General features: G+C 59.4%; 18 protein-coding genes. 11 read left to right on the top strand and 7 right to left on the bottom strand.

Annotated features, from left to right (window positions below):
* The first annotated feature begins 137 nt into the window (after positions 1–137).
* From QYQ93_RS12975 to poxB, 3 genes are all read left to right on the top strand, one after another.
* Positions 138–1,796, top strand: coding sequence for a nitrite/sulfite reductase (locus tag QYQ93_RS12975; RefSeq protein ID WP_043050274.1), 1,659 nt, complete (start codon positions 138–140; stop codon positions 1,794–1,796).
* Entirely contained in the window at positions 1,780–2,274 is a 495-nt protein-coding gene (locus tag QYQ93_RS12970; RefSeq protein WP_043050275.1) for a DUF934 domain-containing protein, read from the top strand. The genes QYQ93_RS12975 and QYQ93_RS12970 overlap by 17 nt, the downstream gene beginning before the upstream one ends.
* A 412-nt stretch (positions 2,275–2,686) precedes the next feature.
* On the top strand, positions 2,687–4,411 hold the full coding sequence (poxB, locus tag QYQ93_RS12965) for a ubiquinone-dependent pyruvate dehydrogenase (protein WP_338477125.1): 1,725 nt from the start codon (positions 2,687–2,689) through the stop codon (positions 4,409–4,411).
* 113 nt (positions 4,412–4,524) lie between these two features.
* Here poxB and QYQ93_RS12960 read toward each other — a convergent pair whose 3' ends face one another.
* Positions 4,525–5,082 (bottom strand): NAD(P)H-dependent oxidoreductase, encoded by a 558-nt coding sequence (locus QYQ93_RS12960; RefSeq protein ID WP_338477124.1) that lies wholly within the window; start codon positions 5,080–5,082, stop codon positions 4,525–4,527.
* 228 nt (positions 5,083–5,310) lie between these two features.
* Here QYQ93_RS12960 and QYQ93_RS12955 point away from each other — a divergent pair, with 228 nt between their 5' ends.
* On the top strand, positions 5,311–5,547 hold the full coding sequence (locus QYQ93_RS12955) for a hypothetical protein (protein ID WP_338477123.1): 237 nt from the start codon (positions 5,311–5,313) through the stop codon (positions 5,545–5,547).
* A gap of 61 nt (positions 5,548–5,608) precedes the next feature.
* On the opposite strand, the gene QYQ93_RS12950 is transcribed toward QYQ93_RS12955, so the two are convergent.
* Positions 5,609–5,947, bottom strand: a complete 339-nt coding sequence (locus tag QYQ93_RS12950; RefSeq protein WP_043050279.1) for a hypothetical protein — start codon at positions 5,945–5,947, stop codon at positions 5,609–5,611.
* A gap of 184 nt (positions 5,948–6,131) precedes the next feature.
* Here QYQ93_RS12950 and QYQ93_RS12945 point away from each other — a divergent pair, with 184 nt between their 5' ends.
* Complete coding sequence (locus QYQ93_RS12945; RefSeq protein ID WP_043050280.1) at positions 6,132–7,049, top strand: LysR substrate-binding domain-containing protein; 918 nt, start codon at positions 6,132–6,134, stop codon at positions 7,047–7,049.
* Between the two features lie 155 nt (positions 7,050–7,204).
* Positions 7,205–11,440, top strand: a complete 4,236-nt coding sequence (locus QYQ93_RS12940; protein WP_338477122.1) for a glycosyltransferase — start codon at positions 7,205–7,207, stop codon at positions 11,438–11,440.
* Here QYQ93_RS12940 and QYQ93_RS12935 read toward each other — a convergent pair.
* The 5 genes from QYQ93_RS12935 to QYQ93_RS12915 all read right to left on the bottom strand — a co-directional run bounded on the left by QYQ93_RS12935 (position 11,435) and on the right by QYQ93_RS12915 (position 16,527).
* On the bottom strand, positions 11,435–12,016 hold the full coding sequence (locus QYQ93_RS12935) for a GNAT family N-acetyltransferase (protein ID WP_043050282.1): 582 nt from the start codon (positions 12,014–12,016) through the stop codon (positions 11,435–11,437). The two genes, QYQ93_RS12940 and QYQ93_RS12935, sit on opposite strands and share 6 nt — an antisense overlap.
* 8 nt (positions 12,017–12,024) lie before the next feature.
* Positions 12,025–14,280, bottom strand: coding sequence for an Orn/Lys/Arg decarboxylase N-terminal domain-containing protein (locus QYQ93_RS12930; protein WP_338477121.1), 2,256 nt, complete (start codon positions 14,278–14,280; stop codon positions 12,025–12,027).
* A gap of 138 nt (positions 14,281–14,418) precedes the next feature.
* Positions 14,419–15,159 (bottom strand): DNA polymerase III subunit epsilon, encoded by a 741-nt coding sequence (dnaQ, locus tag QYQ93_RS12925; RefSeq protein WP_164484475.1) that lies wholly within the window; start codon positions 15,157–15,159, stop codon positions 14,419–14,421.
* Between the two features lie 70 nt (positions 15,160–15,229).
* Positions 15,230–15,682, bottom strand: a complete 453-nt coding sequence (gene rnhA, locus QYQ93_RS12920) for a ribonuclease HI (RefSeq protein WP_003173571.1) — start codon at positions 15,680–15,682, stop codon at positions 15,230–15,232.
* A gap of 86 nt (positions 15,683–15,768) precedes the next feature.
* Complete coding sequence (locus tag QYQ93_RS12915) at positions 15,769–16,527, bottom strand: class I SAM-dependent methyltransferase (protein WP_043050285.1); 759 nt, start codon at positions 16,525–16,527, stop codon at positions 15,769–15,771.
* A 65-nt stretch (positions 16,528–16,592) separates the two neighbouring features.
* On the opposite strand from QYQ93_RS12915, the gene gloB reads away from it, so the two are divergent.
* The 5 genes from gloB to QYQ93_RS12890 all read left to right on the top strand — a co-directional run bounded on the left by gloB (position 16,593) and on the right by QYQ93_RS12890 (position 23,813).
* Positions 16,593–17,360: a hydroxyacylglutathione hydrolase gene (gene gloB, locus QYQ93_RS12910; protein ID WP_043050286.1), complete on the top strand. Its 768-nt coding sequence runs from the start codon at positions 16,593–16,595 to the stop codon at positions 17,358–17,360.
* Positions 17,361–17,458: 98 nt separating this feature from the next.
* Positions 17,459–18,859: a transglycosylase SLT domain-containing protein gene (locus QYQ93_RS12905; RefSeq protein ID WP_043050287.1), complete on the top strand. Its 1,401-nt coding sequence runs from the start codon at positions 17,459–17,461 to the stop codon at positions 18,857–18,859.
* A 209-nt stretch (positions 18,860–19,068) separates the two neighbouring features.
* Positions 19,069–20,904, top strand: coding sequence for an extracellular solute-binding protein (locus tag QYQ93_RS12900; protein ID WP_043050288.1), 1,836 nt, complete (start codon positions 19,069–19,071; stop codon positions 20,902–20,904).
* Positions 20,901–22,739 (top strand): extracellular solute-binding protein, encoded by a 1,839-nt coding sequence (locus QYQ93_RS12895; protein WP_338477120.1) that lies wholly within the window; start codon positions 20,901–20,903, stop codon positions 22,737–22,739. Before QYQ93_RS12900 ends, QYQ93_RS12895 begins: the two co-directional genes overlap by 4 nt.
* Positions 22,740–23,813 (top strand): microcin C ABC transporter permease YejB, encoded by a 1,074-nt coding sequence (locus tag QYQ93_RS12890; RefSeq protein ID WP_046072314.1) that lies wholly within the window; start codon positions 22,740–22,742, stop codon positions 23,811–23,813.

The following is a 23,813-nucleotide window of genomic DNA, read 5'->3' as shown; positions in this document are numbered from 1 at the left end:
ACGGTTCTCATTAGTCAGTTTGGTTATTTACATATACCCAAACATCACTTTTGCGCATATACGCAAACTGGTATCGTGCGGCGGCTCCGTTGGGAGTGCGCGGCCGTGCGCGCAGATTTGCCGAGAACAGGACCTATATGTACGTATACGACGAATACGATCAGCGCATCATCGAGGACCGCGTCAAGCAGTTCCGTGATCAGACCCGACGCTACTTAGCAGGTGAACTGAGCGAAGAAGAGTTCCGCCCTCTGCGCCTGCAAAATGGCCTTTATGTACAGCGCTTTGCGCCGATGCTGCGGGTCGCCGTGCCCTATGGCCAGCTCACTTCGCGCCAGGCGCGGATGATGGCCAGGATCGCCCGCGACTTCGACAAAGGCTATGCCCACATCAGTACCCGCCAGAACGTGCAGTTCAACTGGCCGGCCCTGGAAGATGTGCCGGACATCCTGGCTGAACTGGCCACCGTGCAGATGCACGCCATTCAGACCAGCGGTAACTGCCTGCGCAACGTGACCACCGACCAATTTGCCGGCGTCGCTGCCGACGAGTTGATCGATCCGCGCCCCTGGTGTGAAATCGTCCGCCAGTGGACCACCTTCCACCCGGAATTCGCTTACCTGCCGCGCAAGTTCAAGATCGCCATCAACGGCTCCACGTCCGACCGCGCGGCCATCGAAGTGCACGATATCGGCCTGGAGCCGGTGCACAACGCCGCCGGCGAGCTGGGTTTCCGCGTGCTGGTGGGTGGCGGCCTCGGTCGTACCCCGGTGGTCGGCGCGTTTATCAACGAGTTCCTGCCGTGGCAGGACCTGTTGAGCTACCTCGATGCGATTCTGCGGGTCTATAACCGCTATGGCCGTCGCGACAACAAATACAAGGCCCGGATCAAGATCCTGGTCAAGGCGCTGACCCCTGAAGTATTCGCCCAGAAAGTCGACGCCGAGATGGAACACCTGCGCGGCGGCCAGACCACCCTGACCGAAGCCGAAGTGCACCGCGTGGCCAAGCATTTCGTCGACCCTGAGTACAAGGCCCTGAGCAACCAGGATGCCGAGCTGGCTGCACTCGACCAGCAGCACCCAGGCTTCGCCCGCTGGCGCACACGCAATACACTGGCGCACAAGAAGCCGGGCTACGTCGCCGTGACGCTGTCACTGAAACCCACCGGCGTTGCCCCCGGCGATATCACTGACAAGCAGCTGGACGCTGTCGCCGACCTGGCCGAGCGCTACAGCTTCGGCCAGTTGCGCACTTCCCACGAGCAAAACATCATTCTCGCGGACGTTGAGCAGAGCCAACTGTTCACCCTGTGGGGCGAGTTGCGCGAAGGCGGTTTCGCAACGCCGAATATTGGCCTGCTGACCGATATCATCTGCTGCCCGGGCGGCGACTTCTGCTCCCTGGCCAACGCCAAGTCGATCCCGATTGCCGAATCGATCCAGCGCCGTTTCGACGACCTGGACTACCTGTTCGATATCGGCGAGCTGGACCTGAACATTTCCGGTTGCATGAATGCCTGTGGTCACCACCATGTCGGCCATATCGGCATCCTGGGCGTGGACAAGAAAGGCGAAGAATTCTACCAAGTGTCCCTGGGTGGCAGCGCCAGCCGCGATGCGAGCCTGGGCAAGATCCTCGGCCCATCCTTCGCCCAGGAAGCCATGCCGGAGGTGATCGGCAAGCTGATCGACGTGTACATCGAACAGCGCACCGAAGATGAGCGTTTCATCGACACCTACCAGCGCATCGGCATCGACCTGTTCAAGGAGCGCGTCTATGCAGCGAATCATTAAGAACAACGAAGTCGTCGACGAAACCTGGCACCTGCTGCCCAAGGACGCGAGCTTCGACGGCATCTCCAACTGCGATGACCTGATCGTGCCGCTGGCCCTGTGGCGCGAACACGGCCACGCCCTCAAGGCCCGTGACGGTGGCCTGGGCGTGTGGCTGGACGCCGACGAAGAGGCCGAGGAAATCGGTGATGACGTGGAACATTTCCAGGTCATCGCCCTGAACTTCCCGGCCTTCACCGACGGACGCAACTACTCCAATGCCCGCCTGCTGCGTGACCGTTATGGCTACAAGGGTGAATTGCGTGCGATTGGCGATGTGTTGCGCGACCAGTTGTTCTACCTGCGCCGTTGCGGGTTCGATGCCTTCGCCTTGCGCGCCGACAAAGACCCATATGAAGCTTTGGAAAGCCTCAAGGACTTCTCGGTGACCTATCAGGCTGCGACGGACGAGCCGCTGCCGCTGTTCCGCCGACGCTGAGTATCAAAATGTGGGAGGGGGCTTGCCCCCGATGACGGAGTTCCAGTCAACAGATTCGTTGGCTGATCCACCGTTATCGGGAGCAAGCCCCCTCCCACATTGGGTCCTGCTTGGCTCTGCAAATTTTGGTGAGCCGGGCTTATTCCAATCGACGCCCTTCCCCTTCTGTCACATCGAACATAGCTCACCGACATTCATAAAAACAGCCTAGCCTGAACACTCCCCTGCCGACCAAAGCCAACGTCGCCCCTTGCATGGCGCTGGTACGCGGCCGGTGGGTCATCCCCCGGCGCCCCCGCCGATACCGCGTGGCCATGAAGCAATCTTCACATTAAAGGGTGAGCATTCGCCGTGATCGAACTGTCCTCTACTGATCAGCAGCTTTTCAACTCACTGACGATTGGAGTTCTTCATGGCGAAAATCAACCTGGCCCAGCAGCTGGCGACCACCCTTGAACAGGCGGGCATCAAGCGCATCTGGGGCCTGACCGGCGACAGCCTCAATGGCTTGACCGACGCGCTGCGCAGCATGGACAGCATTGAGTGGATGCACGTGCGCCACGAAGAAGTCGCGGCCTTTGCCGCTGGCGCCGAAGCCGCTGCTACCGGTGAGTTGACCGTGTGTGCCGGCAGCTGCGGGCCGGGCAACCTGCATTTGATCAATGGCTTGTTCGACTGCCATCGCAACCACGTGCCGGTGCTGGCGATTGCCGCGCAAATTCCATCGTCGGAGATCGGCCTGAATTATTTTCAGGAAACCCATCCCCAGGAGCTGTTCAAGGAGTGCAGCCACTTTATCGAGCTGGTCAGCAACCCCGAACAGATGCCCCAGGTGCTGCACCGGGCCATGCGCTCGGCGATCCTCAATCGCGGCGTGGCGGTGGTGGTGATTCCGGGGGATGTGTCGCTGCTGGAAGTCGAAGACACGCTCAAGCCCTGGCCGGCCCTGCATGCGCCGCGCACTTTGCCTGCTGAGCAGGACCTGCAACGCTTCAGCGAGATCCTGCAGGACAGCAAGAAAGTCACCCTGCTGTGCGGCAGCGGCTGTGCCGGCGCCCACGACCAGGTGGTGGCCTTGGCCGACGCCCTCGGGGCACCAGTGGTGCATGCGCTGCGGGGCAAGGAGCACGTGGAATGGGATAACCCGTTCGACGTCGGCATGACCGGCCTGATCGGTTTCAGCTCCGGTTACCACGCCATGCTCGATTGCGACACCTTGATCATGCTCGGCACAGACTTCCCCTACCGCCAGTTCTACCCGACCGACGCCAGGATCATCCAGGTCGACCGCGACCCTCAGGCCCTGGGACGCCGTGCGACGTTGGACCTGGGCATCGCCGCCGATGTCAGTGAAAGCATCGACGCGCTGCTGCCGCGCCTGACCCGCAAGACCGATCGCAGCTTCCTCGATACTTCGTTGAAGCACTACGAAAAAGCCCGCCAAGGTCTGGATGACCTGGCGCAACCGTCCAAGGCCAACCGACCGATCCATCCCCAGTACGTGGCGCGCGTGCTCAGCGAACTGGCCGACGATGATGCGATCTTTACCGCCGACGTCGGTTCACCCACGGTATGGGCTGCGCGCTATTTGAAGATGAACGGCAAGCGCCGGCTGATCGGCTCGTTCAACCATGGCTCGATGGCCAACGCCATGCCCCAGGCGATAGGCGCCCAGGCGGCATTCCCCGGGCGCCAGGTGATCTCGATGTCCGGCGACGGCGGGTTCACCATGCTGATGGGGGATTTCATTTCACTGGCGCAACTGAATCTGCCGGTGAAACTTATCGTGTTCAACAACTCGTCCCTGGGTTTTGTTGCCATGGAGATGAAAGCCGCTGGCTACCTGGACACCGGCACCGAGCTGAAAAACCCCGACTTCGCAGCCATGTCCAATGCCATGGGCATCCTGGGTATTCGTGTGGAGCAATCCGAAGACCTGGAACCGGCCTTGCGCCGCGCCCTGGCCCATGACGGCCCGGTGCTGGTGGACGTGGTGACCGCCACTCAAGAGTTGGTGATGCCGCCGAGCATCAAGCTGGAACAGGCCAAGGGGTTCAGCCTGTATATGCTCAAGGCGGTGATGAGCGGGCGTGGGGATGAGGTGATTGAGCTGGCGCGGACTAACTGGCTGCGATAGACAAAATGTGGGAGGGGGCTCGCTCCCGATAGCGGTGTGCCAGTTGACGTCCTCGTCACTGACACTCCGCCATCGGGGGCAAGCCCCCTCCCACACTTGAACTCATTGCCAAATCAGGCCTTCTGTTTTTCCACCCACTTGCCGTAGGCGTCAATAAAGGCCTGCAGGAATGGCCTGGACCTTTCCGACACTTTCCCCGCCTCGTCGAACACGCTGCCCGCCCCTCCGAGGTAGGCTTCCGGCTGCTGCATACACCACACGTCGAGGAATACCAGGGACTGGCGCAGGTGATGGTTGGCGCCAAAGCCGCCCATCGCACCCGGCGACACACTGATGATGGCCCCCGGCTTGCCGCCCCAGACACTTTGCCCATAAGGACGCGACCCCACGTCAATGGCGTTCTTCAATGGAGCGGGTACGGAGCGGTTGTATTCGGGGGTCACGAACAGCACTGCGTCGGATGAACTCACCTGTTTGCGGAAAGTACTGTAGGCTGCGGGCGGTGTTGCTCCCTCGAGGTCTTCGTTGTAGAGCGGCAAATCGCCGATTTCAATAATGTTCAACTTGAGATTCGCGGGGGCCAGCTCGGCCAGGGCCAGGGCGACCTTGCGGTTGATCGACTCTTTTCTCAAGCTGCCCACCAGGACGGCGATCGTGTAGACCTTGCTCATTGAGGTTTTCCCGACTTCTGAATAAAGGAGCTGGTAGTTATAGAGGCTTCCCGGCGTGTTCACCAGAGGTTCCCGGTGATTTTCCCGGCGTTTTCTTTGCAAGCGATTGCGTAGGAAGCGTCTGAAAACACCAGCGAATAGTATTTTTTTCTTATAGGTAAACTACCCCGCTCCTTGACGGTCTACAGAACCGCAAATCGAGTGTTTATCTCCAGAGGTTCTAAACAGATGGCAGCAGTACTAGTCGGACAGTTCCATGCCAGAGACGCGGAAGGTCGCGTTTATTCGGTGCATGAGTTCCAGGAATCCAACTCGGCGCAAGGCGACCTGGTTGGGTCGGCGCCCTCCACTACCTACAAGCTGGCCATTGGCGACCGTGTAGAAAAACTGGAAGGCGATGAATTCAAGTTGATCCAGTCGGGGACCATTATCGTCCGCGAATCGCAAACCACCCTCGCCTCATAAGTTCCAGCCCTTATCCACCTGCCCAGTCTCAGCGCGTGCTGGCGGCGACTGGGCTGGAGGATCAGGGCTTGCGGATATCCGTCACTTCAATTCCCTGCTCGCCTTGCTTGAGCGTCACGACGAGTCGCCCTCGCTCCCCCTCGACGGCGTACATGGAGCGCTTGTAGCCCGATGCGTTATAGGCGGGATAGGCCTCCACCTGCCGAATCAGGGTAATGCCCAGCACCGCGCCCACCTGTTCACCCACCTGTTCCTGGGAACGGATAAAAGTTTCCAGTGCGCGGTTGTCCGGCGTGGGTTCAGCGTAATCATTGAAGAGGTAAGCCGCCACGCATCCCAAGGTCACCAGGACCAGGAGTTGCTTGGCTGTCACCCCGAAGAATGTCGAGGGTAGAGGCATTTTGAGACCAGACCTGTTTATTGTTTTAAGTACCGGAACACCGGCATTGGTCGTTGCTGATCAGATGCGCCATTCTAGTGAGGTCGTGACCGAACGCCATAGGCCAGGGCGACCCGTGCAGTCTTTTTTGCGCACAAAGCCTTGCACCATTGAATCCCCATCGCGCTGCACATAGACTCCGGCCATGCGTTTACGTCATATCGAAGTGATTCAGGCCATCTTGCAGACCGGGCACCTCGGCACGGCCGCCGAGTGGTTGCAACTCCCTGTGGGCGAGGTAGACGCCACCCTCAAGGATGCCGAGTTGCAAATGGGGTTCATGTTGTTCGCCAGTGTACGCGGCCGCCTGCAAGCGACGCGCGAGACCCTGGAGTTGCAGGCACATATTGGCGCGCTGTACGAAGCGCTCGAGCCGCTACAACGCATGGCCAGCCGTTTGAAACACCATCACGCCCCGACACTGCGCGCGCTGTGCACCCCACCGCTGGCCAACCAACTGTTGCCGCAAAGCATTGCCATATTGCGCCGACGCTTCCAGGACACCCCGTGCAACCTGTCGAGCCAGCCGACCCGGGAGATCGTCAAGAGCCTGCTGCTGCACGAAGCCGATGTGGGCCTGAGCCTGCATGATCCGGACCATGCGCAAATCCAGAGCACCGTACTGGCCCAGGGCAAATTGCAATTGCTCGCGCCCCATGGCTGGCTCAAACCCAAGCAAAAGTACATTGCATTGCAGGACCTGGCCGGGCAGTCGCTGATCGGGCTTGAGGGGCATGACCCGCTCAGCCGCCTGCTGGACGCCAAGCTGCAAGCCCTGCGCCCGTTACCAGTGGTACAAACGCGGGTGCAGACCTACCAGATGATGCGCAGCATGGTGGAAGCCGGGGAAGGCCTGGCGATTGTCGACTCGTTCACCGCAGCTGGCGCGCGGGAATCCGGGCTGGATAGCTGCCCGTTATCTCCTCCCATCCCTGTCATCCTTTACGCACTGACTTTGAAGAACGCATCACCCACGCCGGCGCTAAACGCGCTGCTGGAGATTGTCATGCACAAAGCCGAAGCCTTGCTGACCGGCGCTTCGCTTGGCACGCCCGCACCCTGACGCGCCTCCCACACCTTCTTTTTCTCGTGCTGTACCCGACACATCCGGTAGAGGTGTGACGGGAACCTCGTCCGAAGTTTTTTACACCCAATCGCTGTAAGGAAGCGCCAATCCCGCTTTCTATCGGACGAATATGAAACTAAGGAACGGTTTCCATGAATGATCTTAACCCTGTGCTTACCCACCTGCCTGCCACAGCTCTGACCGGGCACAACTCTCCATCAGCCGCTACAGTTCTCACCGGCTTTCAGTCCAACCCCCTCAACAACCGGCCCGCTGTCGCGGCCAACGATCCAAGCCCTGACGAACTCGACAACCCCTCAGCCCTTAAAAAAGCCTTTGCTGAATACTGCAACTGGAAAGAGCTGGCTGCAAAACTGCTGCCGCTCCTTGAAGAACTGACCGGAGCCTTTCCAGGGGACTTGTCCAGCGCACAGCAAAGCCGGCTTGAAGCACAACTGGAAGCGCAGTTGAACAGCCTTTCACTGCCGATCTGTGAACTCTCCAGCTATTACGAGAAACACAACCTGACTCCAACCAGCGTCGTCAAGCTTCACACCTTCCTCAGCGGCAGCGGCTTGAACGTGCCGAAAACCCTGGCTGAGTTGATCGCGCTGTATCAGCGCGCTATCCAACAGGTGCACACCCACCCGTTGGGTAATTTCAGCGGGGCGCTGTCATGGCCGACGCCGCTGGCAATGCAGGACAAACAAACCATCATCGACCTGCTCAATGCACCCGAGTCGACGGTGCCCGGACTGCCATTGGCCGACAAACAAAAAGGGGTACTGGGCTATCTGCTGTCAGCCGCGAACCTCTCCAACGATGACTTCAAATACCCCAGCTCAGCGATGGAAACGCTACTGGGCTCGGCCAAGGCACAAGCATTGGGGCAGGCTATACAAACCCAGTTGGGAGGCATTGCGACAGAAGCCAGCAGCAATGACTACTTGCTGGCAGCGATCCATCTTGGCCTGGATCCGGAATCCCTGGGTACCCCGGCTCGCAATAGCGTTGCCGGCTTTGACCTGGGGCAGCGACAGTTCTGGCATAAGCCGGCTGCGCTGGTAATTGACGGCTTGAGCCGCTATCTGGTGACCAAGGGGCGAGCCACCCCGCAATCGGCCGACCTTGCAGCCCGCATGCTGCTGGCAAGGGTCGCACCTGAATACCGGATCAAGGACATCCCGGCCAACGTGACGTACGGCAGTATCCCATGGACACAACTGGCAATCGCGGCGGCCAAGCTGGAGGCCCACTCCCCAGGGCGCGTACTTACGATGAGCTACAGCCAGGTGCTTGCCGCCGCCGAGTCTATCGATGTTGGCGCACCGCTCACCCACCATATCCAGCATAAAGCCTTGAGCAATTGGGGAGTCGTCCATGGACTGTTGAGAGCCGGCGACATCGCGCCCACCCAGAGTGAAATGCAGGCAGTGCAAAACGCATTCAATGCCCAACAGAGCGCATTGCAAGCCACGTCCACAGCGCTTGCAACGCCCATCCCCAGCCGTGAAACGATGGCGCTGGAGCTGCTCCGCGCAGAGTTCCCGGGAGTCCCGGACAGCGTTTTCAAGGCAAGAAACATCCTCAAAGCCAACTTGACTCCAGGACGGCCCGGTCGCTTCCCTGGCAACCACTCAATGCTGGATATCGTCATGCAGGGCGACAAGGTCAAGCATGACGACAAAGAACATTGGCTGACTCAAGACAAGCGAATTCCCATTAATGAGTTCTGCGAAAAGTCCGCGAGCGGCAAACTGACGGTGGCAGATGCCTTTACCGAGCGTTACAACCAGACCATAACGGAACTGGAAAAAGGCCACACAGGCCTGACCCAGTACCTCATCTCGAACCTGCCGCCAGAGGACAAGCAGAACTTCGAGTACGGCCAGCTCGAGTTTTTCCATACCAATGAATATAAAATAGGCACCGACTTCAGCACGAAGACCCTGACCAAGCGGGGCCATACGCTGGATGTGAAAACCACCCGCGACGGCCAGGTCAACGTTTATCGCATTGACACCAGCGCAGGCACTGTTTCAAAGCAAAACCACCTCATCGACCAGTACTCCCCGCCTTACGGCAAGCTCGATAGAAGAGCCGCCAACAGGCTGTATAGAACCGTCCAGTTCAATCCGTTCGAAGACGAGCACGTTAAGCAGTCCACGGAAAAAGCGGCCGTCTCGCAAATACCGCAAGTATTCAATTCCGAACGCACGAACTACATCGCCAAAGTATTCGCCAAGTCCCTCGACCTGCACAACGATGATCTGCGTAAACATGCCAGCGGCATGACCTCCTATGACAAAAGCGCAGCTGCCGACGATGCCATCGGCGATTTTTTCCTCAACCTGATTCCGTTCAGGTCGGCGATTGTCAATTTCATGCAAGGTAACGTTGGCGAAGGCTTGTTCGACCTTGGCCTTGACGTGGTTGGGCTGGTCACGCTGGGCGCCGGCAAGGCCGCCCAGGCGGGCAAGGTATTGACCAAGGGCGTGACCAGCCTGAAGGCCGCATCGAAAACCGTGCGATTCCTTGGCGGCGCCGCGCTGGAGGCACTCAACCCACTGGGTGGCGCTGGCGACCTGCTCAAGGGCGCCAGCCGCCTTGTGTGGTCCAAGGGAAAGTCCGCGGTTAATTTTCTCCGGGGGGCCAGCGGCAGCTACGATGTACTCAAAGAAGCGGGCAAGCAGCATGCCGTGGTTGCCGTGGGTACCTACAAGCTCCTCGACCACACCGAGGAAACGGGAGCAGTGTTGCGCAACGGCAACTGGTACGACTATGACGTGGCGAAGGGGCAGCCCTATGGGACGCCGCTGAAGGATTTCAGACCTGGCATCGTGGCGGCTGCGGATGAGCTCAAAGTGCTCAACCCGCCCGCACTGCGGGACTACGCGGTGGACATCTCGCCCGACCGGCTGCAGGTGAAAGGCCTCCAATCAAATATCTACAAAGACCACAACGGTAAGGAATTCATAAAAATTGACCACCGGTTTTATCAGTCCAAACTCAAGGATGGTCAACGTGTTATCCAGCACCCCAACGCAGGCCATCCCGACCTTGCGGTCAGGGACTTGGGCGGCCGAGGATGGGAGCTTTCGGCAACAGCGAATCGTTTACTCGGTGGTGAGCCCTGGTCTGCCTGGAAGCTCAATGAGAACACCTACATCGTGCCGATAGACGACATAAAAATACTCACAGACTCTCCGTACCCCTACGTCATCAACTACCAAGGCATGAATTACGCCACCACCTTTGACACCAAGGTGGGCGCCTGGTCAGCCGGGGTGGGGAATACCAAAGGGACAACGCCTGAATATTTCTGGAGAAGCGCAAAAAATAAATGGCAGAGAGGCTCACTGGAAAACTATCAAAATGCCAAAAAGATAGCCGATCACAACTTCAGGTTTATCGAAGCACCCGCGCCGGCCATATTGCAGATGCCCAAGAACATCCGCCCCGTCCCCCAAGACATTCACTATTTCTGGGCCGGTGGCGAAATACCGGACAGGTTGATCAAGAATATCGCGGCCAACACCGACAAAATGCCTGGGTTCAAATCCATCGTGCATGTCGACGCCGACACCCCTGAGCTATTCCAGGCAATCAAGCTCAAGCTGGCAAAAGACGCCCCCGGTGTCACAGCCATGAACTTGCATGAAGAAGAGTTCTTCCAGTCATTGAAAAACACAGAGCTGTATTCATATTTCCGCAAGGGTCAGGGCAAGAACCTCGCTGCGACTTCCGATGTAGCCCGCTATCCGCTGATGAATAAATACGGAGGCATTTATCTCGACACCGATGATGCGATCAAAGGCGCGGTCGGATCGGCAGGCTTAAATGCGGGCGACTCGGATATCCTGGTCAGTCGACCTGTCGCCCATAAGCTGACTGACTACAAGCCATTTTTTAATACGAGTAACTTCGCCACGCAACCGAGTAATCCGGTCATAGCTGAAATGATCACCGAGATGAATCAACGCTTCACCAAAAACAAGGCCTATTTTGAAGCCAATCGCCCGACCATCGACAAAAATCCCAAGGGTGGGTTCGACTACACCTCGGACTTCCTGGAGTACGAAGGCAAGATTTTTGAAACCGTAGGCCCGAACATGTTTGACGATGTGCTGAAATCCAGGCGACCTGACATTTACGACGCAGGTTTTGATGGAATGAGCAAAGAAAAAATGCAGCAAGGCAAACACGGGTTCACGCCCGGAAAACCGTTCAACCTTGAGGACGACACCCGCCAGTATTACGCCAGCAAAGGTCTGACAGAGCCCGATGGGCTCCAACAAAGCGTACAGGAGGCCAGGAAGCACTATCGTGCTTACCGTGATCAACTACAGATCAGCGTCGGTGCCGAACATTCGTGGATCAATTCATAGACTGTCCCGCTCGGGCATGAACAACCGATACCAGAAAATCGCCACCTCGCGGGTTTGCGGATCAATGCCGCGATAACGCAGGTGGTCGATCCCGCCCAACACATAACCACAGCGCTCGTACAAACGACAGGCGCCCAGGTTATTGTTCTGGGTTTCCAGCATCATGCCCGGCAGGTTTTTCTTGCGAGCCCAGAACTGCGCCACATCCAGCAACGCCTTGGCCACGCCGTGGCGTCGCGCAGGCAACACCACGGCCAGCTCATCGACGTGGGCAAAACCGTTCCAGTTGGTGCTGACCACCACATGCCCCACCGCGCGATCATCCAGGTAGGCCATGAAGATCGCGCTGTCGGCGGCATTGCGAAAACTGGCGAACTCTTCTGGGTCAATACCGTAGCACTTGCGGTACGGCAGGACCCGCTCCACAGGCCATTGGTCGACACGCTGGCCCATCTGCGGCACACCATAGGCGCTGACCTCAAAGCTGAAGTCATTGCCCCATACATAGGGGTCGAAACCTTCATCGGCGACCCGCACACTGAGCCCTGGGTACTTCGGGTTCATTACAGCTTGCATAAACATCCTTAGCTCTTGATGCAATCGACGGTGTAACAACGGCCACTGCCGTCATCTTCGTGTTGCAGCCCATGAACATCCGCGACAAAACCGGGGAAGCTGCTATCGAACGTACGGGCAAACGCCAGGTAGTCGATGATTGAACGGGTTGACTCGGTAAAGCGTTCACCGGGCATGATCAACGGTATACCGGGCGGATAAGGCACCAGCATCACGGCCGCAACACGCCCTGGCAAGGCATCGATAGGAACTGCCTCCACCTCGCCCCTCACCAACTGGTCGTAGGCATCGGCGGGTTTCATCGCGATTTCCGGCAACACCGTATACATGCGTTTGAGATGCTTGGCGGTAGCGTTGCTACGGTAACAGCTGTGCAACTGGTCGCAAAGGTCGCGCAGCCCCATGCCCTGATAACGCGCGGGGCCTTGGGCATGCACCGACGGCAGACAACTGGCCAGGCTGGCATTGGCGTCGTAGCTGCGCTTGAACTCCAGCAGTTCGGTGAGCAAGGTGCTCCACTTGCCCTTGGTGATGCCCATGGAAAACAACACAAGGAATGAATACAACCCGGTTTTTTCCACCACCAGGCCGCGCTCCCAGAGAAACTTGCTGACTACCGCAGCGGGAATCCCGCAGTCGCTCAGGGCGCCCCCGGCATTGAGTCCGGGCATCACCAGCGTCACCTTGATCGGATCGAGTAATACGTAGTCTTCGGCAACGTCGCCAAAACCATGCCACTCATCCTGAGGGTGCAACAACCAATCCGCGGTGACGACCCGGTCGATACCGGTGACCGAGGGCGGCTGCCAGATGGAAAACCACCAGTCTTCGGCAGCGATATGCTGGCGAAGGTTGGCCAGGGCTCGCCTGAAACTCAGGGCCTCGTCGAACATTTCCTGCAACAGCGAACGCCCGGCCGGACCTTCCATCATCGCTGACGCCACGTCCAATGAAGCGATGATGCTGTATTGCGGCGAGGTCGAGATATGCATCATGAAGGCTTCGTTGAACCGGTCACGGTCCAGTTGCCGCGCACCACCGTCCTGCACATGGATCATCGACGCCTGACTGAAGGCCGCCAGCAGTTTGTGGGTGCTATGGGTGGTGAAGACCAAGGGGCTGTCCGGGGTGCGTGAGGTGCCCATGCCATAGCGCCCGGCGAAGAACTCGTGGAACGCGGCATAGGCGTACCAGGCCTCGTCAAAATGCAGCACCTCGACGCTGCTACCCAGTTGCTGCTTGATCAATTCGGCGTTGTAGCACAGGCCGTCGTAGGTGGAATTGGTCACTACCGCCAGCTTCACTTTCGCAGGCCGGCCACGGGTCAGGGGGCTGGCATCGATCTTGGCGCGGATCGACTCTGGACTGAACTCACTCAGGGGAATGGGGCCGATGATCCCCAGTTCGTTGCGCTCAGGGCACAGGTACAGCGGGATGGCACCGGTCATGATGATCGAGTGCAACACCGATTTGTGGCAATTGCGATCCACCAGTACCAGATCGTCGCGACCGACCATGGAATGCCAGACGATCTTGTTGGCGGTGGACGTGCCATTGATCACAAAGAACGTATGGTCAGCGCCAAAGTTGCGAGCGGCGCGGGCTTCGGCTTCGGCCAAGGGCCCGGTGTGATCAAGCAGCGAGCCCAGCTCGGGAACTGAAACAGACAAGTCCGAACGCAGGGTATTTTCCCCGAAGAACTGATGAAACGCCTGCCCTACCGGGCTTTTGCGATAGGCCACGCCGCCGCCGTGGCCGGGAGTGTGCCATGAGTAGTTGGAGTCGGCGGTGTGTTGCACCAGGGCCTTGAAGAACGGCGGCAGCAGGCCATCGAGATAACTGCGTGCAGCCCGGGCGACCTGGCGCGCCAGGAACGGCACGGTGTCTTCAAACAGATAGAGAATCCCGCGCAGTTGGTTGAGCTCGCTCATGGCATCGGCGGGGGCATTTTCCAGGGTGACTTGCTCGCCCAGGGCAAAGATCGGCAGGTTGGGCGCCCTCATCCGCGCCAGGCGGATCAGCTCGACCATGTTTTGCAGCAGATGGGTATTTTCCCCGGCACCCTCCGCGGCGATCAGCATGCACGCCAGGCCGTGGTGGGTGGAGGCCACGAGACGTCCCTCGGCATAGTCCACCGCACAAAAGATACTGAAGCCCTCCTGTTCCAACTCCCTGGCGATGCCTCGAACCCGATCACCGGCAACGGTGTCGACCTTGATGTCACGGTGCACGATCAGAATGGGGAACTTCAGGTCTTTGTACATGAGCGCTCTTACTTCTGAGGCTTTGCAATCAGAGTAGAAGCTGGACGCGAATGTGGCGAATGAAGATTTTGCAGGCGATGAAGATCAGCTGTGGGAGAGGGCTTGCCCCCTCCACATTTTTACTGCATTGAGCCTGGGTTATTGTTGGGTCAACTGGGTCCACAACGCCGGCGCACCCGCCGACTTGGCAATCGCTTCCAACCGCGCCGCATGCTCGGCCAAATCCTGCTCGCTGGCCCGGATAATCGGCGTAGGCCTGCGATCAGCCGGCAGACGGCGGATTTCCGAAGGGCGGTTGCCGGAGCCTTCCGCCGATCCGGCGCCATCTGAGGCATTGCCGGCCAGGGACAGGCTGGTCTGCCCGCCGGTCATGGTCAGGTAGACGTCGGCCAGGATCTCGGAGTCGAGCAAGGCGCCGTGCAGTTCACGCCCAGAGTTATCGACGCCGTAACGCTTGCACAAGGCATCGAGGCTGTTGCGTTGGCCCGGGTGACGCTCACGGGCCATCATCAGGGTATCGAGGATCGTGCAGTGCTGGGAGATGTCCGCACGGTCCATCTGCCCCATCAGGGCAAATTCGTTGTTGATAAAACCGATGTCGAACGCCGCGTTATGGATGATCAGTTGGGCGCCATTGATAAACTCGAAGAACTCATCGGCCACTTCGGCAAAACGCGGCTTGCCCTTGAGGAATTCGTCGGTGATGCCGTGGACGCCAATCGCGCCTTCGTCACTGTCGCGGTCCGGTTGCAGGTAGACGTGGAAGTGGCGGCCAGTCAGGCGGCGGCCCATCAGTTCGACACAGCCGATTTCGATGATCCGGTGACCATCGGTCACCGGCATGCCGGTGGTTTCGGTATCGAGTACAACAGATCGGATGGCCATCAGGGTTCAGCTCTCAACGGTGTGGTGTGAATCAAAGGGCGCGATGTTAACACGTGGGCTGGCTTCAGCTCTGCTTGTAGCCGCGCACTTCATCCACGCCACGGTTGGCCAACTGGTCGGCGCGCTCGTTGCCAGGGTGGCCGATGTGTCCACGCACCCACTTCCAGGTGATGTCGTGACGGTTGCATTGCTCGTCGAGCAATTGCCACAGGTCGGCGTTCTTGACCGGCTCCTTGGCTGCGGTCTTCCAGCCGCGCTTTTTCCAATTGACCATCCACTCGTTGATGCCCTTCATTACATATTGCGAGTCGGTCACCAGCAGGACGTTGCAGCGACGCTTGAGCTCTTCGAGGCCGCGAATGGCGCCCATCAGTTCCATGCGGTTATTGGTGGTGTTGGCTTCGCCGCCCCACAGTTCCTTCTCCACGCCCTTGCACACCAGCAGGGCACCCCAGCCGCCAGGGCCTGGGTTACCCTTGCAGGCGCCGTCGGTGAAGAGTTCTACGCTATCGGTCATCGGTTGCATCCATCAAGACGGGCTGGCGGTCGTTGACCGACAGTATCCCGAGGCCGGGCAGCCCGGCCTGAAATCAATAAAGAGGTTTAGGGTTCGCTTTGCTCGCGGTTGACCTTGGCCATTGGCATCGGTACCAGCTTGCCCATGGGTTGTCGCAGTACCTGGCGCACCGGCCGCAGCCCCACCACGATCTTGCGCGCCACCAATAAATAGAAGCCACCACCCGAGAGTTGCCAGGCACCCGCCCGGCGCTCCCAGCCGGCCAGGCGCCCCTGCCACTTGGCCGTCGCCAGCGGCGGACGATAGCACCCGAAGCGGCGTTTCTCCAGCGCGAAGCCCAGCAGGTTCAGCCAGTCCCCAACCCGCGATGGTGAGATGCAGCGCGCCTGGCGCAGGCCGTCATGAGCGAACACACGGCGCAGGCCCCAGCTGCTCCAGGGGTTGATGCCGACAATCAGCAAATGGCCACCAGGGCGCACGCTGCTCGCCGCTTCGCGCAGCAAGCCATGGGGCGACAGGCAGAAATCCAGGCCATGCTGCAACACCACCACATCGGCGGCGTGCTCGCTCAAGGGCCAGGCCTGCTCGTCACAGACGATTTCCACCCCCGGCAGCGGCGCGCCCAAGCGCACATTGCGTTGCACCTGGGGCGCCGACGGCGGGGTTTCGGCCGACGGCCCGTAATGCACCAGGTAGCCACCAAAGAACCGGCCCAGTTCGTCATCGAGCATGCGCCGTTCTTCATCCAGCAGAAATTGCCCAATCGGCCCGGACAACCATTCGCGGGCCGCACTGATCAGGGCCAGCCACTCAGGATCGGCCTGGGCGAACGCTTTATCGGTCATTGCATTCTCCAACTCGCCTAGACGTTCTAAGATGCACCAATGTGTTCAGCTTGGCGAATCGAAGAATGATACAGATCAGTGCCCTACCCGCCTTCACCGACAACTACATCTGGTTGTTGCAAGACCCTGCCACCCGGCGCTGCGTCGTGGTCGACCCGGGCGATGCCGCGCCAGTGCTGGCCTGGCTCCAGCAGAACACCGAGTGGACGCTCAGCGACATCCTGGTCACCCACCATCACCATGATCACGTGGGCGGTGTCGAGCAACTGAAACAGGTGACCGGCGCCAAGGTCTACGGCCCGGCCAACGAAAAAATCCCGGCGCGGGACGTGGCGCTGCAGGACAATGACCGTATCAACGTGCTGGGCTGGGACTTCGACGTCTACGCCGTGCCAGGGCATACCCTGGGCCATATCGCCTTTTATCACGAAGGGGTGCTGTTGTGTGGCGATACCTTGTTCGCCGCCGGTTGCGGGCGCCTGTTCGAAGGCACACCGGAGCAGATGCATGCCTCCCTTGAACGCCTGGCCGCCCTGCCCGCCGATACGCTGGTGTACTGCACCCATGAATACACACAAAGTAATCTCAAGTTTGCCCAGGCCGTGGAACCGCACAACGCCGACATCGCCGCACGGGTAGAAGACGTTGCCCGATTACGGGCTCGGGGCGAGATGACGCTGCCTTCCAATCTGGCCCTGGAAAAACGCACTAATCCTTTCCTGCGCACCGCTGAAACATCCGTTAAACAAAAAGCGGACGAACGGAATGGCCGCGACAACCGCTCTGGGGCCGAGGTGTTTGCTAGCTTGAGGGCTTGGAAAGATAAGTTCTAAGAGGAGCTATTCTGGTAGGTAATTTCTGAATGGTTGACCGGAACCGAAGCGCTTTCTAGAATCGCCCGACATTTTTGCCCGGAACTTACTTCCAGCCAATGTCGTCATCTATTCGTAAATCCATTTCTTCAGACGCATTGACCCGCCTGGCTCAAGCCGTGGCGGTGGCTGTTTCCGCGACTCTGGCGGGCTGCCAATCGACCCATTACGCTGCACAATCCACCGTGCAACCCAAACCCAATCTTGCTGCCAAGATCAAGCAAAAACCTATTTGGCTATCAGAGAAGCCTAGTCCCGAAGTGCCCCAGGATGTCTGGGAACGCATGCGTCGGGGCTTTCAATTGCAGGACGGCGTTGGCGTCAACCCGCGCATCGAGCAACAGCGCCTGTGGTTCGCCAGCAACCCGTCCTTCCTCGAGAACGCCGGCGAACGCGGCAGCCTCTACATTCATTACATCGTCGAACGCCTTGAAGAACGCAACATGCCCCTGGAGCTGGCGCTGCTGCCAGTGATTGAGAGTGCCTACAACCCAATGGCCTATTCGCGCAGCGATGCAGTCGGCTTGTGGCAGTTCATTCCCTCCACCGGGCGCTACTTCAACCTGCGCCAGACCCGTGCCTACGACGGCCGTCGCGACATTACCGCCTCCACCACCGCCGCCCTGGACTACCTGACGCGTCTGCATGACATGTTCAATGGCGACTGGCTGCTGGCCCTGGCGGCCTATAACGCCGGTGAAGGCACCGTCAGCCGGGCTATCGAGCGCAACGAAAAGCTCGGCCTGCCCACCGATTACTGGAACCTGCCCCTGCCCCAGGAAACCAAGGACTACGTACCCAAGTTCCTGGCCCTGTCCCAGGTGGTACTGGCGCCCGAGGCCTACGGTGTCAACCTGAACCCGATTGCCAACACGCCGTATTTCGAAGTGGTTGAAGTCAAGCAAAGCATGGACCTGTCACGGGTTGCCGCGCTGGCCGAGATCGACGAAGACGAACTGTTCCAGCTCAACCCGGCCTTGAAACAACGCACCACTCTGGATGGCCCCCAGCATCTGCTGGTACCAACCTCCAAGGCCCAACTGCTGACCAGCACTCTTTCGACGATGAAGCCGGAAGAATTGCTGAGCATGCGCCCCAAGAAGCCAGTGTTCGACGAAGTCGAGACCAAGGCAGTGGCCGGGCGTACCCGCAGCTACAAGGTGCGCAGTGGCGACAACCTCACCTTGATCGCCAAGGCCAACAAGGTCGACGTGCATGACCTGCAACGCTGGAACAAGCTCAACGGCCAGGCCCTCAAGGTCGGCCAGACCTTGGTGATGCAGGACACCCGTAAAGCTGCGGCGAAAAAACCGGTGCAGTACAAGGTCAAGAAAGGCGACTCGCTGTACATGGTCGCCAAGCGCTTCAACGTCGAGATGCAACATCTCAAGCGTTGGAACCCGCGCACCGGCCAGGCCTTGAAGCCCGGGCAGATGCTGGTGGTTTCCGGGCCAAGGTAAAGCCCCAAGAACACCCAGGAGCTAATGTGGGAGGGGGCTTGCCCCCGATAGCGGTGGGTCAGCCAATACACAGGCTAACTGACACACCGCAATCGGGGGCAAGCCCCCTCCCACATTGTTCTCCATCGTCCCAACTGGCTTTTTCCAACCGGAACAAGCTGTTACTGTACCGATCATAAAGCCCAAGCCGCCTGGATCGGATCTCTGACTTGAAGCGTCCTCTCCTTCTACTAATAAGTCTGGCCTTGAGCTTTGCCGCGAACGCGACGATTACCGAGAGCCACGGTTACGCGCAGTTCGGCTCACTCAAGTACCCGGCCAAATTCACCCATTACGATTGGGTAAATCCTGCAGCGCCCAAAGGCGGAACCCTGCGGATCATGGGATTTGGCACCTTCGACACCCTCAATCCTTATACTTTCAAGGGTACCAGCCCGGTGGCCACCGGCAACTTCCTGCAATACGGCGTCAATGAGCTGAACGAACCCTTAATGGTCGGCACCGGCCAATACGCGCCGTCCGGCGACGAGCCTACCTCCAGCTACGGCCTGATTGCCCAGTCAGTGGAATACAGCGAAGACCGCAGCTGGGTCGTCTTCAACTTGCGCCCCGAGGCGCGCTTTCACGATGGCAAGCCGATCACTGCCGATGACGTGGCATTTTCCTATCGCACCCTGCTGACCGAAGGCCACCCCCAATACCGCACCAACCTGCAGGAAGTGGCGCGGGTCGATATTCTCAACCGCCACCGCATCCGCTTCGTGTTCAAGCGCGCCGGCAACCCATTGCTGATCCTGCGCCTGGGCGAACTGCCGGTGCTGCCCATGCACTATTGGAAGAATCGCGATTTCAAGGCCACCACCTTCGAGCCACCGTTGGGTAGCGGGCCTTACCGCATCACCAAGGTCTCCCCTGGCCGGCAACTGGTATTCGAGCGGGTCAAGGATTACTGGGGTAAGGACCTGCCGGTCAACCGCGGCTTCTATAACTACGACAAAGTCGACGTGGAGTTCTACCGCGACAGCGACGTAGCCTTTGAAGCCTTCAAAGCCGGCGAATTCGACATCTATATCGAACACCAGGCCAAGAACTGGGCCACGGGCTACAACTTCCCGGCGGTCAATCGCGGTGACGTGATCAAGGCGCAGATTGCGCACCAGATTCCCACCCAGAGCCAGGGCCTGTTCATGAACAGCCGACGCCCAGCCTTCAGCCAGGCCAAGGTGCGCGAAGCCCTGGGGTTGATGTTCGATTTCGAATGGACCAACCGCACCCTGTTCAGCAACGCCTATAAGCGTTCGGTGAGCTATTACCCCAACAGCGAATTCTCGGCCAGCGGCCTGCCGACCGGGCATGAGTGGTTGATGCTTTCCCCTTACCGCGACCAATTGCCGTCCGCCCTCTTCACCCAGCCCTTCAGCCTGCCGCAAACCGACGGCCGCGGCATCCCCCGCGATACCCTGCGCCGTGCCCTGGGCTTGCTCGGCGACGCCGGCTGGAAGCTGTCGGGACAAGGGCAACGCCTGCTCAACAAGGACGGGCAACCGCTGCGCCTGGAGATCCTGCTGGTCAACCCGAACCTTGAGCGGATCCTGCAACCTTATGTCGAAAATCTGACCCGCATCGGTATCGACGCCCGCTTGCGCACGGTCGACCGTGCACAGTACAAACAGCGCCTCGATCAATTCGATTTCGACATGATTCTAATGACTCTCAACCAGACCTTAAGCCCCGGTCTTGAGCAGTGGCAGTACTTCCACTCCAGCCAGGCCGCGATCAAGGGCAGCAAGAATTACGCCGGCATCGCCAACCCGGTGGTCGATCACCTGCTGGACCAACTGCTGGCGGCGCAGACCCGCGAAGAACAACTGGCCGCCGGCCGTGCCCTGGACCGTGTGCTGCTGTGGCAGCACTACAGCATTCCCAACTGGTACCTCAACTATCATCGCCTGGCGTACCGCAACCGGTTCGCCTTCGTCACCACGCCGCCCTATAGCCTGGGCCTGAGCGCGTGGTGGCTGAAAGCTTCGGAGAAAGCCCAATGATATCTTTGCGTACTACCCTGCTCGCCAGCCTGTTGCTGTGCACCGCAGCGCAAGCCGCCCCGCAACATGCGCTGACCCTCTACAACGAGCCACCCAAGTACCCCGCCGACTTCAAGCATTTTGACTACGTAAACCCCGACGCCCCCAAGGGCGGCACCTTCCGTGAATCGGCCATGGGCGGTTTCGACAGCCTCAATCCCTACATCAGCAAGGGCGTGCCGGCGGACAACCTGCAGTTGATCTACGACACCCTGGCCGTGCAAAGCCTGGATGAGCCCATTACCGAATACGGCCTGGTAGCCGGCAAGATCGAAAAGGCCCCGGACAACAGCTGGGTGCGTTTTTACCTGCGCCCCGAGGCGCGCTTCCACGATGGCCACCCGATCCGCGCCGAAGACGTGGTCTTCACCTTCCAGACCCTGATCAAGGACGGTAACCCGCTATATCGCAACTACTACGCCGACGTCGATGAAGTGGTGGCCGAAGACCCACTGCGGGTGTTGTTCAAGTTCAAGCGCACCAACAACCGTGAGTTGCCGCTGATCCTCGGGCAGTTGCCGGTGCTGCCCAAGCACTGGTGGGCGACCCGCGATTTTTCCAAGGGCAACCTGGAAATCCCCCTGGGCAGCGGGCCGTACCAGGTGGCCGAGGTCAAGCCCGGACGCATGATCCGCTACGAGCGGGTCAAGGACTACTGGGCCAAGGACCTGCCGGTGACCAAGGGCTTCTACAATTTCGATACCCGCATCACCGACTACTACCGCGACAGCACCGTGTCCCTGGAGGCATTGAAGGCCGGGCAGTTCGACTATTGGCTGGAATTCAGCGCGAAGAACTGGGCCAATGCCTACAACATTCCGGCAGTAGCCCAGGGCCGCTTGATCAAGGAAGAAATTCCCAACGGCAACCCTACCGGGATGCAGGGCTTCGTGTTCAACACACGCAAGCCGATGTTCCAGGACGTGCGCGTGCGCAAGGCCATCAGCCTGTTGCTGGATTTCGAATGGAGCAACAAGCAGCTGTTCAATGGCGCCTACACCCGCACCCGCAGCTACTTCGAGAACTCGGAAATGGCCGCCACCGGCTTACCCGGCCCGGATGAGCTGGCGATCCTTGAACCGTTGCATGACAAGATCCCTGCCGAAGTCTTCACCCAGGCGTTCGAGCCGTCCAGAACCGACGGCAGCGGCATGATCCGCACCCAGCAGCGCGAGGCTTACCAACTGCTGCAAGAGGCCGGTTGGAAGATCGTCGACGACAAGATGGTCGACACCACCGGCAAGCCGGTGACCATCGAGTTCCTGCTGGCCCAGACCGAGTTCGAACGCATCCTGCTGCCGTTCAAGCGCAACCTGGCGGACCTGGGCATCAACCTGGTGATTCGTCGGGTGGATGTCTCGCAGTTCATCAACCGCCTGCGCTCGCGGGACTTCGACATGCTGGTGGGCAGCTTCCCGCAATCCACTTCGCCGGGTAACGAACAGCGCGAATTCTGGAAATCCTCCAGCGCCGACAAGCCGGGCAGCCGCAACTACATGGGCCTCAAGGACCCCGCCGTCGACCAACTGGTGGAAGAGCTGATCGACGCCGGCTCGCGCCAGAGCCTGATAGCCCACGCCAGGGCGCTGGATCGCGTACTCCAGTTTGGTTACTACGTGATCCCCAACTGGCACATCAAGACCTTCCGCGTGGCGTACTGGGACCATTTGGGCCATCCGAAGGTCTCTCCACGCTATGACGTGGGCACGGCCACCTGGTGGGCCAAGCCCGACGTCAAGCCGGCCGTCTCCCTGGACACCACGCAAAACGCCGATACGGCGAGCGGAGGCGATTGAATGCTGGCTTATATTGTTCGCCGCCTGTTGCTGATCATCCCCACGCTGTTCGGGATCCTGCTGATCAACTTCGTCATCATCCAGGCAGCCCCCGGTGGCCCGGTGGAGCAGATGATCGCCAAGCTCGAAGGCTTTGACGGCGCCACCAGCCGCATCGCCGGTGGCGGTGCCGAAGTCGCAGTGGCCGGTTCCAGCTACCGTGGCGCCCAGGGCCTGGACCCGGCGCTGATCCAGGAAATCGAAAAGATGTACGGCTTCGACAAGTCGGCGCCGGAACGTTTGTGGATCATGGTCAAGAACTACGCCCAGCTGGATTTCGGCGACAGCTTTTTTCGTGACGCCAAGGTCATCGATCTGATCAAGGAAAAGATGCCGGTGTCCATCTCCCTCGGGTTATGGAGCACCTTGATCATGTACCTGGTGTCGATCCCCCTGGGGATCGCCAAGGCTACGCGCCACGGCAGCCACTTCGATGTGTGGACCAGCTCGGCGATCATCGTCGGCTATGCGATCCCGGCGTTCCTGTTTGCGATCCTGCTGATTGTGGTGTTTGCCGGTGGCAGTTACCTGGACTGGTTCCCGTTGCGCGGCCTGACCTCCAACAACTTCGATGAGTTGAGTTGGAGCGGCAAGATCCTCGATTACTTCTGGCACCTGGCCCTGCCCGTCACCGCGCTGGTGATCGGTAACTTCGCGACCATGACCCTGCTGACCAAGAACAGCTTCCTCGACGAGATCAACAAACAGTACGTGGTCACCGCCAAGGCCAAGGGGCTGACCAACCATCGCGTGCTCTACGGTCACGTATTCCGCAACGCCATGCTGCTGGTGATCGCCGGTTTCCCTTCGGCCTTCATCGGCATCTTCTTTACCGGTTCGTTGCTGGTGGAAGTGATCTTCTCCCTCGACGGCCTGGGCCTGATGAGCTTTGAAGCGGCGATCAACCGTGATTACCCGGTGGTGTTCGGCACGCTGTTTATCTTCACCCTGCTGGGGCTGGTCGTGAAACTGATCGGTGACCTCACCTATACCCTGGTCGATCCGCGTATCGACTTCGCCAGCCGGGAGCATTGA

The sequence above is a fragment of the Pseudomonas khavaziana genome, from assembly GCF_036704165.1.
Classification (GTDB): Bacteria; Pseudomonadota; Gammaproteobacteria; order Pseudomonadales; family Pseudomonadaceae; genus Aquipseudomonas; species Aquipseudomonas khavaziana.
This window is presented reverse-complemented; position numbering and strand designations above follow the sequence as displayed.